The organism is Microbacterium cucumeris (genome assembly GCF_058349845.2).
On sequence record NZ_JBYRIZ020000001.1, the window covers coordinates 512741 to 528595 of the forward strand.

General features: G+C 70.4%; 12 protein-coding genes. 6 read left to right on the forward strand and 6 right to left on the reverse strand.

The window, feature by feature from the left end:
• Window positions 1-91: 91 nt before the first annotated feature.
• Window positions 92-1036, reverse strand: coding sequence for a proteasome assembly chaperone family protein (locus AC3RXZ_RS02540; protein ID WP_491493076.1), 945 nt, complete (start codon window positions 1034-1036; stop codon window positions 92-94).
• Between the two features lie 107 nt (window positions 1037-1143).
• Here AC3RXZ_RS02540 and AC3RXZ_RS02545 point away from each other — a divergent pair, with 107 nt between their 5' ends.
• The 3 genes from AC3RXZ_RS02545 (at window position 1144) to sucB (ending at window position 5811) form a co-directional block, all read left to right on the forward strand.
• Window positions 1144-2622, forward strand: a complete 1479-nt coding sequence (locus tag AC3RXZ_RS02545; RefSeq protein WP_491493077.1) for a leucyl aminopeptidase — start codon at window positions 1144-1146, stop codon at window positions 2620-2622.
• On the forward strand, window positions 2619-3992 hold the full coding sequence (lpdA, locus tag AC3RXZ_RS02550; RefSeq protein ID WP_491493078.1) for a dihydrolipoyl dehydrogenase: 1374 nt from the start codon (window positions 2619-2621) through the stop codon (window positions 3990-3992). Before AC3RXZ_RS02545 ends, lpdA begins: the two co-directional genes overlap by 4 nt.
• Before the next feature lie 64 nt (window positions 3993-4056).
• Window positions 4057-5811: a 2-oxoglutarate dehydrogenase, E2 component, dihydrolipoamide succinyltransferase gene (gene sucB, locus AC3RXZ_RS02555; RefSeq protein WP_491493079.1), complete on the forward strand. Its 1755-nt coding sequence runs from the start codon at window positions 4057-4059 to the stop codon at window positions 5809-5811.
• A 19-nt stretch (window positions 5812-5830) separates the two neighbouring features.
• On the opposite strand, the gene AC3RXZ_RS02560 is transcribed toward sucB, so the two are convergent.
• Complete coding sequence (locus AC3RXZ_RS02560) at window positions 5831-7201, reverse strand: hypothetical protein (protein WP_491493080.1); 1371 nt, start codon at window positions 7199-7201, stop codon at window positions 5831-5833.
• Window positions 7202-7361: 160 nt separating this feature from the next.
• Here AC3RXZ_RS02560 and AC3RXZ_RS02565 point away from each other — a divergent pair, with 160 nt between their 5' ends.
• Complete coding sequence (locus AC3RXZ_RS02565) at window positions 7362-8072, forward strand: DUF4191 domain-containing protein (RefSeq protein ID WP_243225555.1); 711 nt, start codon at window positions 7362-7364, stop codon at window positions 8070-8072.
• Window positions 8073-8130: 58 nt separating this feature from the next.
• Here the strand turns inward: AC3RXZ_RS02565 and AC3RXZ_RS02570 are convergent, their stop codons facing one another.
• Complete coding sequence (locus AC3RXZ_RS02570; protein ID WP_243225554.1) at window positions 8131-9315, reverse strand: RimK family alpha-L-glutamate ligase; 1185 nt, start codon at window positions 9313-9315, stop codon at window positions 8131-8133.
• Window positions 9316-9341: 26 nt separating this feature from the next.
• Between AC3RXZ_RS02570 and AC3RXZ_RS02575 the strand changes: the two genes are divergently transcribed.
• Window positions 9342-9821: an ATP-dependent zinc protease family protein gene (locus AC3RXZ_RS02575; protein ID WP_243225553.1), complete on the forward strand. Its 480-nt coding sequence runs from the start codon at window positions 9342-9344 to the stop codon at window positions 9819-9821.
• 4 nt (window positions 9822-9825) lie between these two features.
• Here AC3RXZ_RS02575 and AC3RXZ_RS02580 read toward each other — a convergent pair whose 3' ends face one another.
• Window positions 9826-10188 (reverse strand): RDD family protein, encoded by a 363-nt coding sequence (locus tag AC3RXZ_RS02580; protein WP_249223261.1) that lies wholly within the window; start codon window positions 10186-10188, stop codon window positions 9826-9828.
• Between the two features lie 203 nt (window positions 10189-10391).
• Between AC3RXZ_RS02580 and glnA the strand changes: the two genes are divergently transcribed.
• Window positions 10392-11816, forward strand: a complete 1425-nt coding sequence (gene glnA / locus AC3RXZ_RS02585) for a type I glutamate--ammonia ligase (protein ID WP_243225551.1) — start codon at window positions 10392-10394, stop codon at window positions 11814-11816.
• A 111-nt stretch (window positions 11817-11927) separates the two neighbouring features.
• On the opposite strand, the gene AC3RXZ_RS02590 is transcribed toward glnA, so the two are convergent.
• On the reverse strand, window positions 11928-12839 hold the full coding sequence (locus tag AC3RXZ_RS02590) for a diacylglycerol/lipid kinase family protein (protein ID WP_491493081.1): 912 nt from the start codon (window positions 12837-12839) through the stop codon (window positions 11928-11930).
• A 35-nt stretch (window positions 12840-12874) separates the two neighbouring features.
• Window positions 12875-15853 carry a bifunctional [glutamine synthetase] adenylyltransferase/[glutamine synthetase]-adenylyl-L-tyrosine phosphorylase gene (locus tag AC3RXZ_RS02595; protein ID WP_491493082.1) on the reverse strand — a complete coding sequence of 993 codons (2979 nt, stop codon included), beginning with the start codon at window positions 15851-15853 and terminating at the stop codon, window positions 12875-12877.
• Window positions 15854-15855: the final 2 nt, after the last annotated feature.

Sequence of the window (15855 nt, forward strand, 5' to 3'; positions counted from 1 at the left end):
AAGACCCTTGTCAAGTCCGCGGCGTTCAGGCCGTGTCTTGACAACGGGTCGGACTACCAGTATCGCACATGTACGCGGCTGCGGCGCGCGATCAGCCGAGACCGCGTTTGTCGTCCTCCCCCGGAGGTCGCGAGGCGAGGTAGCGCTCGAGCTCCGCGGCCAGTTCATCCGCGCTCGGGAGATCCCGTTCGCTGAAGCCCCCGTCGTCGACCCGGTCGGTGTCGGTGGGGTCGTACCCCGCCATGTAGGCGTCGTACCGGTGCTCGAGCGTCGTGAGCATCTGACTGAGCTCCTCGCTGGCGATGACCTGGTCGTCGACCTTCTTGATGAAGTCCTCGCGTTCGGCGTGCACCTCGTCCATGGTCAGCACGAGCCCGGTGGCGCTCATGAGTCGATCGGCGGCCGCCAGAACGGCATCGGGGTTCTCGGTCTCGGCGAGGTAGTGCGGCACGAGCAGCACGAAACCGGCGACCCTGGCCCCGTTCTCCACGAACCGGTACTCCAGCAGATGTCCTGCCGTGGCCGGCACCTGGGTCCGCGGACGCCAGATCGACTGAGCCGCGATCAGCTCGGTGCGGTTGCCGCTCACCGTGGTCCCGATGGGGCGGGTGTGCGGCACCGGCATCGCGATCGCGTGCACCCAGCTGACGCCCGAGACCTGGAACTCCTCCGCCAGCTCGAGCACGACCTGTGTGAAGGCGTTCCACGCGAAGTCCGGTTCGTACCCCGCGAGGAGGAGGAACGGCTGACCGAGCGCGTCGTGCGCCAGCGAGAGCTCCAGGCGCGACGGCCGGAACTGAGTCAGGTGATCCTGCTCGAAGACGATGATCGGACGACGAGCGCGGTAGTCCAGCAGCACGTCGTTGTCGAACACGGCGATCGGCTGCGGATCCGTGGTCTCGCGCAGATGATCGATGAGACCGGAGACGGCGCTGCCGGCATCCGTGAAGCCGGTCAGCAGCATCACCAGCGGCAGGCCGGAGGGAACGGCCGGCGCATTGGCGACGCGTTCGAAGAGATCACCGGAGAGGGGCATGTCTCCATGCTACGAGCCGCCTCCGACCGGCGGGTCGGTGTCGCTGTCAGCGAACACGGCGGGAATCCTCTCCGACCGCGGGCGCCGGGCGTCCCTAGGATGGGAGCATGACGCTTCCCGTGCTCTCGCACACCACCGACGCATTTCCCGGGAGCTCTGCAGACGCCGCAGTGCTCGTCATCTCCGAATCCACCACCGACGCCCTCGCCGCCCACCCCGGTCTCTCCGCGGCGCTCGACGCGGTCGGGTTCACCGGATCGGCGAACGCCTACGCGCGCGTGCATCTCCCCGATCTCTCGCCCGTGCCGCTGGCCGTCGTCAGCGCCGGCTCGCCGCCGACCGCCGCCTCGGTGCGCGACGCCGTCGGCACCGCCGTGCGGACCCTGACCGGCTTTTCGACCGTGTCCGTCGGTCTCGACGATTCCGTCGCCGACTTCGCGGCGGCCGCAGCCGAGGGCGCCGCGTTCGGCGGCTACCGGTTCGACGGCTACCGGTCCGATCCCGGCAAGAGCCGTGCGGATACCGTGATCCTGCATGGCGACGTACTGACGGATGCCGATGTCGCCCGGGCCCAGACCCTCGGCGACGCGATGGCGCTCGTGAAGGACCTGATCTCCGTGCCCGCGCAGTGGCAGAGCCCCGACGACCTCGCGCGCTCGGCCGTCGACAGCGTCGCCGGCACCGACGTGACCGTGGAGGTCCTCGACGAGGCGGCGCTGGCCGAACAGGGCTTCGGCGGGATCCTCGGCGTCGGCCAGGGGTCCGACCGGCCGCCGCGACTGGTCCGCCTGGACTACTCCCCCAGCGACGCCACCCGGCACATCGCGCTGGTCGGCAAGGGCATCACGTTCGACACCGGCGGGCTCTCGCTGAAGCCGGCCGCCAGCATGGTGGGCATGAAGTTCGACATGGCCGGATCCGCCACGGTGCTGGCCGCGATCCGCGCGATCGCCGCGCTCGAACTGCCGGTGCGGGTCACGGCGTGGATGTGCATCGCCGACAACATGCCCTCCGGTCGCGCGACGCGGCCCGGCGACGTCCTGCGGCTGCTGGACGGCACGACTGTGGAGGTGCTCAACACGGACGCCGAGGGGCGGCTCGTGCTCGCGGACGGACTCGTCGCCGCCAGCCGGGAGAACCCGGACGTCATCATCGACGTCGCGACTCTGACCGGAGCCATCCTCGTCGCACTGGGTCACCGTCACACCGGCGTGATGGGCTCGGAGGACGCCGTCGCCGAGTACCTCGCGGCGGCCGCGTCCGTCGACGAGCTCGCGTGGTCGCTCCCGCTGCCCGAGTACATGGACGAGTCCCTCCAATCCCCCATCGCCGATATGGTCAACGCCAACATGGGCGACCGTGCGGGCGGATCGATGTTCGCCGGGCTCTTCCTGCAGCGCTTCGTCGGCCGCACCGGCGAGGCCGAGGACGCCCCGCGGATCCCGTGGGTGCATCTCGACATCGCCGGATCCAGCGAGCACGGCGGTGCCCCGTACGGGTTCGTGGACAAGGGGCCGACTGCCGCGACGCTGCGGTCGATCGTCGCCTTCGCGGAAGCGTCGGCCGACCGGGAGGACGCGGCATGAGCGCGCACGCCTTCGACGTGGTCATCCTCGGCGGGGGCAGCGGCGGCTATGCCGCGGCGCTGCGGGCCGCCGAACTGGGCAAGAGCGTCGCCCTGATCGAGAAGGACAAGGTCGGCGGCACCTGCCTGCATCGCGGGTGCATCCCGACCAAGGCCCTGCTGCACGCCGCGGAGGTCGCCGATCATGTGCGCGACGCCGCGTCCGTCGGCGTCACGGCCACGCTGGAGGGCGTCGATCCCGCGGGGGTGCGCGCATATCGCGAGGGCATCGTCGCCAAGAAGTTCAAGGGTCTCGAGGGTCTCATCAAGGCGCGCGGCATCACCGTCGTCGCCGGCGAGGGCCGCCTGAACACGGACCGGACCGTCTCGGTGGGCGACGACGTCTACACCGGCGGCGACGTGGTGCTGGCCACCGGGTCGTACAGCCGGAGCCTGCCGGGGCTCGAGATCGGCGGTCGGATCCTCACGAGCGAGCAGGCGCTCGCGCTGGACGAGATCCCCCGCAGCGTCCTGATCCTCGGCGGCGGGGTCATCGGTGTCGAGTTCGCCAGCGTGTGGCGCTCGTTCGGCGTCGAGGTCACGATCATCGAGGCCCTGGACCACCTCGTCCCGAACGAGGACATCGCGCTCAGCAAGGGCCTGGAGCGCGCGTTCCGCCGCCGCGGCATCCAGTATTCACTGGGCACGCGCTTCCAATCCGCCGCACAGGACGCGGACAGTGTGACCGTCACGCTCGAGGACGGCCGCACGTTCACCGCCGACCACCTGCTCGTCGCCGTCGGTCGCGGCCCTGTGACCGACGGTCTGGGCTTCGAGGAGGCCGGGGTCGCACTCGATCGCGGCTTCGTCATCGTCGACGAGGAACTGCGCACCGGCGTCGCCGGGCTCTGGGCGGTCGGAGACATCGTCCCCGGCCTCCAGCTCGCGCACCGCGGGTTCCTGCAGGGCATCGCCGTCGCGGAGCGCATCGCGGGGCTCTCGCCCGCGCCGGTGCCGGAGACGCAGATCCCGAAGATCACGTACTCGAACCCCGAGGTCGCGTCCGTCGGACTCACCGAGTCCGCCGCGGCAGCCGAACACGGGGTGGACGGCATCGTCACCCACGAGTACAACCTGGCCGGGAACGGCAAGAGCGAAATCATCGGAACCGGTGGACTCGTCAAGGTGGTGCGGCAGAAGGACGGTCCCGTCCTCGGCGTGCACCTGCTCGGCGACCGTGTCGGCGAGCTCATCACCGAGGGCCAACTGGCCGTCGCGTGGGAGGCACATCCCGAGGACATCGCACCCCTGATCCACGCCCATCCGACGCAGAGCGAGGCGCTCGGCGAGGCGTTCCTCGCGCTCGCCGGAAAACCCCTGCACGCGCTCTGAGCACCAACCGCCGCCCAGGTCACTAAGCTTGAGGCGTCACATACTTCCTTAAGGAGACTCCGTCATGAGCACATCCGTGGTCCTCCCCGCTCTCGGAGAGAGCGTCACCGAGGGTACGGTCACCCGCTGGCTCAAGCAGGTAGGAGACACCGTTCAGGCTGACGAAGGCCTGCTCGAGATCTCGACCGACAAGGTCGACACCGAGATCCCCTCGCCGGTCACCGGCGTGATCGAGGAGATCCTGGTCGCCGAGGACGAGACGGTCGAGGTCGGCGCCCTGCTGGCCCGAATCGGCGACGGCTCCGGCGCAGCGGCGGCATCCGACGCTCCGTCCGCGGCCCCCGCCGAGACCGAGGCCGCTCCTGCGGAGGCCGCTCCGGCCGCCGAGGCCGCGCCCGCCGAGACCGCCCCCGCCGCCGAGCCCGCCCCCGCAGCAGAGGCTCCCGCAGCTCCCGCCGCGGGCGGCGACAGCACTGACGTGGTGCTTCCGGAACTCGGCGAGAGCGTCACCGAGGGCACCGTCACCCGCTGGCTGAAGCAGGTCGGCGAAGAGGTCGCGGTCGACGAGGCTCTGCTGGAGATCTCCACCGACAAGGTCGACACCGAGATCCCGTCGCCGGTCGCCGGCGTCGTGCAGGAGATCGTCGCCGCCGAGGACGAGACGGTCGCCGTCGGCGCCGTCCTCGCGCGCATCGGTTCGGGTGCCCCCGCGTCAGCACCGGCCCCGGAGGCCGCTCCGGCAGCGCCTGCTCCGGCACCCGCTGCGCCTGCGGCCGCTCCGGCGCCGGCTGCGGCTCCGGCACCCGCGCCTGCAGCGCCCCCGGCTCCTGCTGCAGCTCCGACTCCGGCCCCCGCGGCAGCTCCGGCTCCGGCGCCCGCGGCAACTCCGGCCACTGTTCCGGCGTCGACGGACTCCGACAACCTCTACGTCACCCCGCTGGTGCGCCGGCTCGCCGCCCAGCAGGGCGTCGACCTGAGCACTGTCACGGGCAGCGGCGTCGGCGGACGCATCCGCAAGGAGGACGTCCTCAAGGCCGCCGAGTCCGCGAAGTCCGCTCCGGCGGCGTCCGCGGCGCCCGCACCGGCACCTCTGGAGGTGTCGCCGCTGCGCGGCACGACGCAGAAGATGTCGCGCCTGCGCAAGGTCGTCGCCGAGCGCGCCGTGGCGTCGATGCAGCAGACCGCTCAGCTCACCACGTTCGTCGAGGTCGATGTGACGGCTCTCGCCGCTTATCGCAACGCGGTGAAGACGTCGTTCCAGCAGAAGACGGGCGACAAGCTCTCCTTCCTGCCGTTCTTCACGCTGGCCGCCGCCGAGGCGCTGCAGGCTTTCCCGATCATCAACGCGACCGTCGACGGCGAGAACATCGTCTACCCCGAGTCGGAGAACATCTCCATCGCGGTCGACACCGAGCGCGGTCTGCTCACGCCGGTGGTGCGGGATGCGGCGACGAAGAACCTCGCTCAGCTCGCCCACGAGATCGCGGATCTGGCGGCGCGCACGCGCGACAACAAGCTCAAGCCCGACGAGCTCGCCGGCGGCACCTTCACGGTGACCAACACGGGTTCGCGCGGTGCGCTGTTCGACACGCCGCTCGTGTTCCTCCCGCAGTCGGCGATCCTCGGCACCGGCACCGTGTTCAAGCGCCCCGGCGTGGTCACGGTCGACGGCGTCGACGCGATCGCGGTGCGCTCGTACGTGTACCTCGCGATCTCGTACGACCACCGCATCATCGACGGTGCGGACGCGGCGCGTTTCCTCGGCGCCATCAAGACGCGCCTCGAGGCCGCGCAGTTCGAGGCGAACCTCGGCATCTGAGCGTCACGCCTTCGGCTGGTCATTTTCCGTCCTGGCGCACGAGGACGAGCATCTGGGCGACGTCGGCCGTGCCGAGGCGGATGACGGCGAGATCGCCGTAGTCGTCCACGAGCGCAGGATCCTCGGCCGCGTCCGAGCGCAGCACGTCTTCCGGGCGCACGTGCGAGCCTGCGGCGATGCTCTGGGAGCAGCCGGCGTCCGCATTCGCCGCGCATTCGTCGAGCGCCGCGAGGATGCTCTGGACCGCCGCCACGGGATCGTCGCGGTCCCCCTCGCTCTGAGCCGACCGCTCGGTCTCCGATTCGGGTGTCGTCGTCCCGGGCGCCGGAGGCTGCGTCGTGTCTGCCTCGGCTCCGGGCGCGGCTGACGTCTCGGACGGGGTCGGCGCGGCCGACGCGTCGAGGACGGTCTCGGCCGCTTCCGACGCAGGGTCGTCCTGCGTGGGCCAGAGCATCCCCACGCCCAGCACGACCGCGGCCGCTGCAGCGGCGACCACTGCGGTGCGTCGATGCGATCGCGGGCGCACCGGCTCGGCGCGCCCGACCCTGGGGTGCACCGCGGCCCGGTGGCGCACACCTCCGCGCCCGGCGGCGCGAGGAACGGCCCCGGCCACTCGCGCCAGGATGCCGGCTGCGGAGTCCCGCGCCCTCCGGAGAGGCGAATGGCGTTCCTCCCGCCGCCTCCGACGGGTCGCCGTCTCGACCGGGACGACTCGGAGCTGCTGCGCGGCCGACCCGCGAACCGCCTGCGGCGGGTGCTCGTCGAGCCTCAGCGGGCGCGGGGCCGCGTAGTCCAGCAGTTCGCCTTCCCAGGCCCGCACCCGCGCGCTCGTGGGCACCGCCTCGGCGACCGCTTCCGCGATGCCGGACAGGATCCGGCGCAGGGCCCGATCCTCGCACGCCTGCTGCACCTGCTCGAGCACCTCCACGACGCCCTCCCTGGCATTGGCCGCCCCGCCTGGCACGCACAGCGGACGCCCTTCGTGCGTCAGCCACCACTGACCGCGCAGGTCGGCGCCTGCCCGATCCGCGATCTCGCGGAGACCGCGCAGCATGCTGATGACGAGCGTCACGCACTCCCCCGCTGCGAGCGGCGCCGCAGCCGTCGTCCGCCGGACCAGGAAGGCCGGGACCCGCACCGTGCACCAGGGCATCAGCGCACCGTGACCCTCGGCGGATCGCGCCACGTCGAACGGGGCCGCGACGTGCTCGGCACCGGCGAAGCGCCAGTCGATCGCGGCTTCCGACTCCTCGTTCAGAGCGCACCAGACCGCCACAGCATCCCCGTCGGAGACGAGCGTGCCCGGCCACGGCCCCTCTCCGTTGGCCAGCGCACGGATCGCGCGGTGCACGCCGGGCACCAGCACCTCGTCGTCCTGCCTCTTCCTCATGGTCCGAGCAGACCACACGGCCGACTCGAGCCGTCAGCGCGAACGGCGCGATCGCGCGGGTCGCGGGGACAACCGGTGGACGACGCGCTCCTGTGCAGGGCGAGTGCGCCCGGCGCGAACGCGTCACTGTCCTCGGCGGCGACTCGGTAGTCTTGTAGGCATGGCAAAGCGCGATTCCGAACCCGAGAAGCGTCCTGGGTTCTTCTCCCAGCTCAAGTCCCTCTTCCGGTTCACGCGCGAGGTGTACTCGTGGCTTCCCTGGGCGCAGATCGCGATCCTCGTCGGCGGCGTGCTGCTCGGCCTCATCGTCGGCTACCTCATCCCGCCGTTCCAGGTGTGGACGCTCATCCTCTGGGGCATCACCGGCCTCATGGTCGGTGTCCTCGGCGCCCTGATCCTCATGACCCGCCTGTCGACGAAGGCGATGTACGCCAAGATCGACGGGATGCCCGGCGCCTCCGGCCACGTGCTCAGCACGAGCCTCGGCCGCAACTGGCAGGCTTCGGACACGCCCGTCGGCATCAACCCGAAGACGCAGGAGGCGGTCTACCGCGCGATCGGCCGCGGCGGGATCGTCGTGGTCGGAGAAGGCGCGCGCGGGCGCCTGACCCGCCTCGTGAACGAGGAGCGCACGAAGGCGCAGCGCGTCGCCCACGGCGTCCCGGTCACGGTCCTCTACGTCGGCCACGGTGACGACGAGGTGGCCATCGCGGATCTCGCGAAGACGATCAAGAAGCTCCCCAAGGCCATCGACAAGGCGACGATGGCCGCCGTCATCCGCCGCATCGACTCGGTGTCGCAGTCCGTGACGTCGCTGCCGATCCCGAAGGGCATCGACCCGATGAAGGCCCGAGCCCAGCGCCCGCGCTGACCCGCTACCTCATCCGAAGCGCCTCCGCTCCCCTCGAGGGACCGGAGGCGCTTCCGCGTCAGTTCAGCGCTTCCTTCGGCAGCCGCCGCACCTTGGCTCGCCGGCGACGGCGCTCGGGGATCATCGAACGCATCTCCTCGAGCTTTCCGAAGCAGAGCAGTCGATCGCCGGCCTCCAGCACGACGTGCTTGCGGGGGTTCGGGATGACGGTGACGCCCCGATGCAGGGTCAGCACGGTGATGTCGCGGTCCCACAGTCCGAGGTCTCCGAGCTGCCGACCGACCTGCTCCGCACCGGAGTGCATGACGAGCTCGGCGACGCCGTAGCCCGTCGACACGCTGAGCCGCTGACGGACATCGATCTCCGGGAAGGCGACCTGGCCGGCGATGTAGTCGATGATCGCGCCGGCCACGTCGAGGTTCGTGGCCTGCTCGATGCCCTGCAGGCCCGGCGAGGAGTTCACCTCCATGACCAGCGGCCCGTCATCGCCCTCGAGCATGTCGACGCCGGCCACGCGCAGTCCCATGATCTGGGCGGAGCGCACCGCGGTCTGCTCGTACACCGGATCCAGCTGCACGGCCTCGACGGTGCCGCCGCGGTGCACGTTGGAGCGGAACTCGTCGCCCGCGGCGACACGGCGCATCGCGGCGACGACGCGGTCGCCGACGACCAGGGCGCGGATGTCGCGCCCCCGGCTCTCCGCGACGAACTTCTGGATCAGCACGTTCTGCTTCGTCGAGTGCAGGGTCTCGATGATCGCCTCGGCAACCTTCACCTGCGGCGCGAGGATCACGCCGATGCCCTGCGTCCCCTCCAGGAGCTTGATGACCACGGGGGCCCCGCCGACGCGCTCGATCGCTGGACGGACGTCCGCGCGATTGCGCACGAACGCCGTGGCCGGCATCGCGATGTTGTGCCGCGACAGGATCTGGTTCGCCCGCAGCTTGTCCCTGGCCTGCGAGATGCCGTTCGCCGTGTTCGGGGTGTACACGTCCATCTGCTCGAACTGGCGGACCACGGCCGTGCCGAAGTACGTGATCGAGTTCCCGATGCGCGGGAGGATCGCGTCGTAGTCGCTCAGCGGGCGCCCGCGGTACTGCAGGTCGGGTTCGTCGGCCGTCAGATCGATGGCGAATCTCAGCGTGTTGAGCACCTTGACGTCATGTCCGCGATGGACCGCGGCCGCACGCAGTCGCTGGGTGGAGTAGGCCTGCGGCGCACGGGAGAGGACGGCGAGCTTCACGGGGATTTCCTGCCAGGATGTAGAGCATGAGTCGGACAATCCATTCAAACACCCTGACAGGGTGGCGTGAATGGGTCAGCCTGCCGGATGCCGGAGTGGACTGGATCAAGGCGAAGATCGACACCGGGGCGCGTACGTCGTCGCTGCACGCCTTCGACATCGAGGAGTTCGAGCGCGAGGGCGAGCAGTGGGTGCGCTTCCGCGTGAAGCCCTGGCAGGAGAGCCAGAAGGACACCACGGTGGTCGAGTGCCCCGTGCACGACCGCCGGCGGGTGCGCAGCTCCTCCGGGCACGAGCAGGAGCGCCTGGTGGTGTGCCTGGCGATCCGGCTGGTCGACCGGCTCGTGGTGTCCGAGGTGACCCTGAGCAACCGCGACGAGATGGGGTTCCGCATGCTGATCGGGCGCGAGGCGCTGCGCCAGGGGTTCGCCGTCGACCCGGCGCGCTCGTTCCTCGGCGGACGCGCGCCGAAGGAGACCCGACGACGCAATCGCGGGCGCTCCTGAGCCGTCAGGCGCGCAGCAGGATGGTGCCGGCGGCCTTGTCATGCAGTCCGCGCTGATCGGGATCCCAGATGACCGCCGGGATCACCACGACCAGCAGCAGCGTGCGGACGATCGGACGCCACAGCCCGACCCAGCCGCCGCCGGCGCGGACGACGCGGAGGCCGACGATCCGGTGCCCCGGGCTTCCGCCCAGCGTGGGGATGAAGACGATCTGCAGCACGGCGAAGACGATCATGGGCGTGAACAGCGTGATCCCGGCTTCTCCGGGGAGCGCGAACTGGTCGTAGCCGAGAAAGGCCGTGGCGATGATGGTCGCGGCGGCGTAGTCGATCACGAGAGCGGCGATGCGGCGCCCGATGCGGCCCATGCTGCCGGATCCGGATTCGGGAAGACCCAGTCGCTCGCCGGGGTAGGTGTTCGCAGCATCCGTCACCCCCTGATCCTACCGGGCGGCCTCGAGGTGGCCGCCGCTGTAACATGCCGGAAACATTCAGGACACGGCAGAGAAACCCTGCCGCCCTAGCCTTCACGAAGGCCACGGCCTCCATCCGCGTCATCCAGGAGTGATACATGTTCACCGATTCATCCGAGGTGCTGAGCTACATCAAGGAGAACGACGTCAAGTTCCTTGACATCCGTTTCACCGATCTGCCCGGCGTGCAGCAGCACTTCAACATCCCCGCGTCGACGGTCGACGAAGACTTCTTCACCAACGGCCAGCTGTTCGACGGCTCCTCGATCCGCGGCTTCGCGTCGATCCACGAGTCCGACATGCAGCTCATCCCCGATGTCTCCACGGCCTACCTCGACCCGTTCCGCGAGGCCAAGACCCTGGTGATGCTCTTCGACATCTACAACCCGCGCACCGGCGAGATCTACTCCAAGGACCCGCGTCAGGTCGCGAAGAAGGCCGAGAAGTACCTGGCCTCCACCGGCATCGCCGACACGGCGTACTTCGCCCCTGAGGCCGAGTTCTACATCTTCGACGACGTGCGCTACTCGGTCACCGCCGGGGAGAGCTTCTACAAGGTCGACTCCGAGGAGGCCGCGTGGAACACCGGTCGCGAGGAGGAGGGCGGCAACCTCGCCAACAAGACGCCGTACAAGGGCGGTTACTTCCCGGTCTCCCCCGTGGACAAGACCGCCGACCTGCGCGACGACATCACGCTCAAGCTCATCGACGCGGGCTTCATCCTCGAGCGCTCGCACCACGAGGTCGGCACGGCGGGCCAGCAGGAGATCAACTACCGCTTCGACACCATGGTGCACGCGGCGGACGACATCCTGAAGTTCAAGTACATCGTCAAGAACACCGCCGAAGAGTGGGGCAAGGTCGCCACCTTCATGCCCAAGCCGCTGTTCGGCGACAACGGCTCCGGCATGCATACGCACCAGTCGCTGTGGAGCGAGGGCAAGCCGCTGTTCTACGACGAGGCCGGCTACGGTCAGCTGAGCGACATCGCCCGCTGGTACATCGGCGGCATCCTCGCGCACGCTCCCGCCCTGCTCGCGTTCACGAACCCGACGCTGAACAGCTACCACCGCCTGGTCAAGGGCTTCGAGGCTCCGGTCAACCTGGTGTACTCCGCCGGCAACCGATCGGCCGCGATCCGCATCCCGATCACCGGCTCGAACCCGAAGGCCAAGCGCATCGAGTTCCGCGCTCCGGATGCCTCGGGCAACCCGTACCTCGCGTTCGCCGCGCAGCTCATGGCGGGCCTGGACGGTATCAAGAACCGCATCGAGCCGCACGAGCCGGTCGACAAGGACCTCTACGAGCTTCCCCCGGAGGAGGCCAAGAACATCCCGCAGGTGCCGAACTCCCTGCTGGACTCGCTGGACGCCCTGAAGGCTGACCACCAGTTCCTCCTCGAGGGCGGCGTGTTCACCGAGGAGCTCATCGAGACCTGGATCTCCTACAAGATCGAGAACGAGATCCTGCCGATCGCACAGCGCCCGCACCCGTTCGAGTACGAGCTGTACTTCGGGGTCTGACCCTCGGCAGCCGGACGACGGAAGCCCGCCACGCACTGTGGCGGGCTTCCGTCGTCTCCGGCGTCAGAGCGTCAGAGCGTCAGAGCGTCAGAGCGTCAGAGCGTCAGAGCGTCAGAGCACGGTCAGCGCACCCGGCTGCACGCGGACCGTGAAGGCCGACACCTCGCCGATCTCCTCGCCGTCGATCTCGAACTCCAGCGGGGTCTCGAGCTCGACCCGGATGCGCTCGGCCGTGAGGTGATCGGTCGAGTCCGTGCTGACGGCGACGGGTTCGCGATCGAAGAGCCGGCGGATGCCGTTGTCCCAGACGACTGAGCGCACGGTGTCCATCCACTGCAGGGCCCCGTCGGAGCTCACCAGCAGCAGATCGAGCCGGCCGTCGTCCAGCTGGGCGTCGGGCAGCAGCCGGATGCCGCCCTGCAGCATGCCGCAGTTGCCGATCAGCATCGTGTGGCCGCGCACCTCGACGGGATCATCGTCGTCCAGTGCCAGGCTGATCCCGGTCATCTCCGTGCCGCCGAGCGCTCGTCCCATCGCCTCGACGTAGGCCAGCCATCCGGCGCGTTCCTTGAGATCGTCGTCGGTCTCGACGAGCATCTGCGCGTCGACGCCGAATCCCACCATGACCGCGAAGGCGCGCTCGACGCCCTCGATGTCCACCCAACCGAGGTCGATGGTGCGGGCGGTGTGCGCGGCGATCCGCTCCAGTGCCGCCGGGATGTCGTCCAGCGGGATCTCGAGGTTGCGCGCGAGGAGGTTCCCCGTCCCCCGAGGGACGATCCCCAGCGAGACATCCGCGCCCGCGAGCGCCTCGGCGACGGCGCGGACCGTGCCGTCGCCGCCCACCGCGATCACCGTGCGGCATCCGGCGTCCACCGCGTCCTGCGCCATCCCCCGCCCGGGATCCTCCTCGCTCGTCTCCCACCAGCGGATTTCGCCGGAGAGCGTGTCCTCCACAGCGCTGCGCAGCTCCGCCTCATCGACTTTCGAAGGGTTCCAGATGATGCCGATCGTCGTGCTCATGGATCCAGCCTGGGCGGAACCGGCCCGGAAGGCAACTATCCGTAGAAGAGCTGCTCGAACACGCGCCGAGCGCGGCGCGTCACTCCGAGATAGTCCTCCTCGACGTCGCTGGCCGACCGGTCCGGATACCCGAGCAGCCGCCCGACGCCGTCCAGCTGACGCCGGTCCGACGGCAGCACGTCGCTGGTCTGTCCCGTGAGCAGGGTGATCGCCGACCGCAACCGGCTCGCGAGGCGCCAGGCCTCGCGCAGGCGCTCCGCACCGTCCGCCGGGACGAGATCCGCCTCCACCGCCGCATCCAGCGCCTGCAGCGTCGACGTCGTGCGCAGGCCGGGGATGTCCGCCGCGTGCTGGAGCTGGATCAGCTGGACGAGCCATTCGACGTCGCTCAGCGATCCCGGCCCGAGCTTCAGGTGCCGACGCGGGTCCGCGCCCTGCGGCAGCCGCTCCCCCTCGACGCGCGCCTTGATCCGCTTGATCTCGCGCAGCCCTTGCGGATCGACCTGCTCGGGATACCGCACGCTGTCGGCGAGCCGGGTGAAGCGGTCGATCAGGTTCGCGCTGCCGGCGACGCCCCGAGCCCGCAGCAGCGCCTGCGCCTCCCAGGACAGCGACCAGCGACGGTAGTACTCGGCGTAGGCGTCGAAGGTCCGCACCACGGGGCCGTTGCGGCCCTCGGGGCGCAGATCCGCATCCAGATCCAGCGGGACGCGTTGATCGGCGAGATGCTCGCGGAGACCGTTCACGAGGCGGACGGCGAGCTGCTGCGCGCGCTGCGGGTCGACGTCGTTCGGCTCGTACACGTACAGGATGTCGGCATCGGACCCGAATCCGAGCTCCGCGCCGCCGAAACGGCCCATCCCGATCACCGCGAAGTCGAGCCCGTCGTCCTCGGGAGGCACGATCTCGCGGCGGACCGCCCGGAGGCCGGCCTGGATCGTGGCATCCGTGATCCCGGTGAGCGCCGTGGCGATCTCCTCGATCGTGAGGACGTCGAGCACGGCGCCCATCGCGGTGCGCAGCAGCTCGCGCCGCCGCAGGCTGCGCACCGCCTGCAGGGCTCCCGCGGTGCTCTCGTGGCGGGTCTGGATCGCCCGCGCCTCCTCATCCAGCGCGGCCTCACCGCGGGGCCGCAGCGAATCGGTGCGATCCAGCCAGGCCACCGACTCCGGGATCCACTCCATCAGCTCGCCGACGTACCGCGAGGACGACAGCAGCCGTGTGAGGCTCTCGGCCGCACCGGAGGAGTCCCGCAGCATCCGCAGGAACCAGGGCGTGTCCCCCAGCCGCTCGCTGATGCGCCGGAACGCGATCAGCCCGTAGTCGGGGTCGGTCCCGTCGGCGAACCAGCGCACCATCACCGGCATGAGATGACGCTGGATCGTCGCCTTCCGGCTCAGCCCGTTCGTGAGCGCGCCGATGTGGCGCAGTGCTCCCGCCGGATCTCGGAAGCCGATCGCGGCCAGGCGATCGTGCGCCTGCTCGGTGGACAGGCTCCGCTCCTCCTCCGGCAGGGACGCCACGGCGGTGAGCAGCGGCCGGTAGAAGAGCCGGGTGTGGATGTCGCGGACCTCGCGGCGCACGCGCTCCCAGAGCGTCCAGATGCCGTCGCCCGTGTCGGCGAGACCGGTGGCCCTGGCCAGCACCCGCCTGCCCTCCTCGGTGCGCGGCATCAGGTGGGTGCGCGACAGCTCCCGCAACTGGAGCCGATGCTCCAGCAGACGCAGTGTGCGGTAGTGCTGGGCGAACGCCGTGGCCTCGGCCCGGCCGATGTACCCGCCGGAGACGAGCGCGTCCAGGCTCTCCAGCGTGCCGCGGGTGCGGATCGAGGGGTCCGTCAGGCCATGGACCAGCTGGAGCAGCTGCACCGTGAACTCGATGTCCCGGAGCCCGCCCTCGCCGAGCTTGATCTGGTAGGGCGCGTCGGCGGGGTCGATGTGCTCCGTCACGCGCTCGCGCATGCGCTGCACGCTGTCCACGAAGTTCTCGCGCGCGGCGCTGGACCAGATCTTGGGCTGGACCGCCGCGATGTAGGCCGCCCCCAGTTGGGGGTCGCCGGCCAGCGGACGCGCCTTCAGCAGCGCCTGGAACTCCCAGCTCTTGGCCCATCGGTCGTAGTAGGCCAGGTGCGATCCCAGGGAGCGCACCAGCGCCCCCTGCTTGCCCTCGGGACGCAGCGCGGCGTCCACCTCCCACAGCGGCGGTTCGACTTCGATGCCGGACAGCCCGCGCATGGTCTCGCGCGCGAGACGGGTCGCGACATCGATCGCACGGCTCTCCTCCACGACGGCCTCGTCCGCCGTGCCTCCGACGAAGATGACGTCCACGTCGCTCACGTAGTTGAGCTCGCGTGCCCCGGCCTTGCCCATCCCGACCACCGCGAGCTGCGCGGCCGCGACGACCTCGCGCGGGACGCTCGCGGCGACCCGCGTCCGCGCGACGGCGAGAGACGCCTCCAGGGCCGCACCCGCGGCATCCGCCAGCGCCGCGCTCACCGCCGGGATCAGGGCCGCCGGGTCGGCATCCGACACGTCCACCGCGGCGATCCGGGCGAGCTCGCGCCGATAGGCGACGCGCAGCCGCACCCAGGCCTCGTCCTCGCCGGAATCCGCGAACCCGTCCGCGGCGCCGACGGCTGCCAGCAGGCGCTGCGTCAGCTCGGTGGCATCCGGCACCCGACCGGGCTGTTCGCCGAGCACGTCCAGCTCGTCAGGATGCCGGAGGAAGAAGTCCGCGAGGCCGATCGAGCAGCCGAACACCCGCCAGACGAGTCCGCGACTCGCGCTCTCGGCCAGCAGCGCGCGGATCGGCTCCGTCTCACGGCGCGCGACCCGCAGGATCCCGGACACCGCGGCATCCGGATCGGCGCCCGAGGCGGCCCCGTCCAGCACGACGGCGCGATCGATCCCGGTCAGCTCGGCGAGTTCGTCGAGCGCCCGGGCCGCCGCGCCGAGCTCGGTGAAGCCCAGACGCGCCAGCGAGGACAGGGAGACGGAGTCGTCCGGCCGCGCCATGA

Bases quoted from the DNA above. Each gene is read 5' to 3' on its own strand.
- AC3RXZ_RS02540 (WP_491493076.1), bottom strand. From the start codon at position 1,036: ATGCCCCTCTCCGGTGATCTCTTCGAACGCGTCGCCAATGCGCCGGCC.
- AC3RXZ_RS02545 (WP_491493077.1), top strand. From the start codon at position 1,144: ATGACGCTTCCCGTGCTCTCGCACACCACCGACGCATTTCCCGGGAGC.
- lpdA (WP_491493078.1), top strand. From the start codon at position 2,619: ATGAGCGCGCACGCCTTCGACGTGGTCATCCTCGGCGGGGGCAGCGGC.
- sucB (WP_491493079.1), top strand. From the start codon at position 4,057: ATGAGCACATCCGTGGTCCTCCCCGCTCTCGGAGAGAGCGTCACCGAG.
- AC3RXZ_RS02560 (WP_491493080.1), bottom strand. From the start codon at position 7,201: ATGAGGAAGAGGCAGGACGACGAGGTGCTGGTGCCCGGCGTGCACCGC.
- AC3RXZ_RS02565 (WP_243225555.1), top strand. From the start codon at position 7,362: ATGGCAAAGCGCGATTCCGAACCCGAGAAGCGTCCTGGGTTCTTCTCC.
- AC3RXZ_RS02575 (WP_243225553.1), top strand. From the start codon at position 9,342: ATGAGTCGGACAATCCATTCAAACACCCTGACAGGGTGGCGTGAATGG.
- AC3RXZ_RS02580 (WP_249223261.1), bottom strand. From the start codon at position 10,188: ATGGGCCGCATCGGGCGCCGCATCGCCGCTCTCGTGATCGACTACGCC.
- glnA (WP_243225551.1), top strand. From the start codon at position 10,392: ATGTTCACCGATTCATCCGAGGTGCTGAGCTACATCAAGGAGAACGAC.
- AC3RXZ_RS02590 (WP_491493081.1), bottom strand. From the start codon at position 12,839: ATGAGCACGACGATCGGCATCATCTGGAACCCTTCGAAAGTCGATGAG.
- AC3RXZ_RS02595 (WP_491493082.1), bottom strand. From the start codon at position 15,853: ATGGCGCGGCCGGACGACTCCGTCTCCCTGTCCTCGCTGGCGCGTCTG.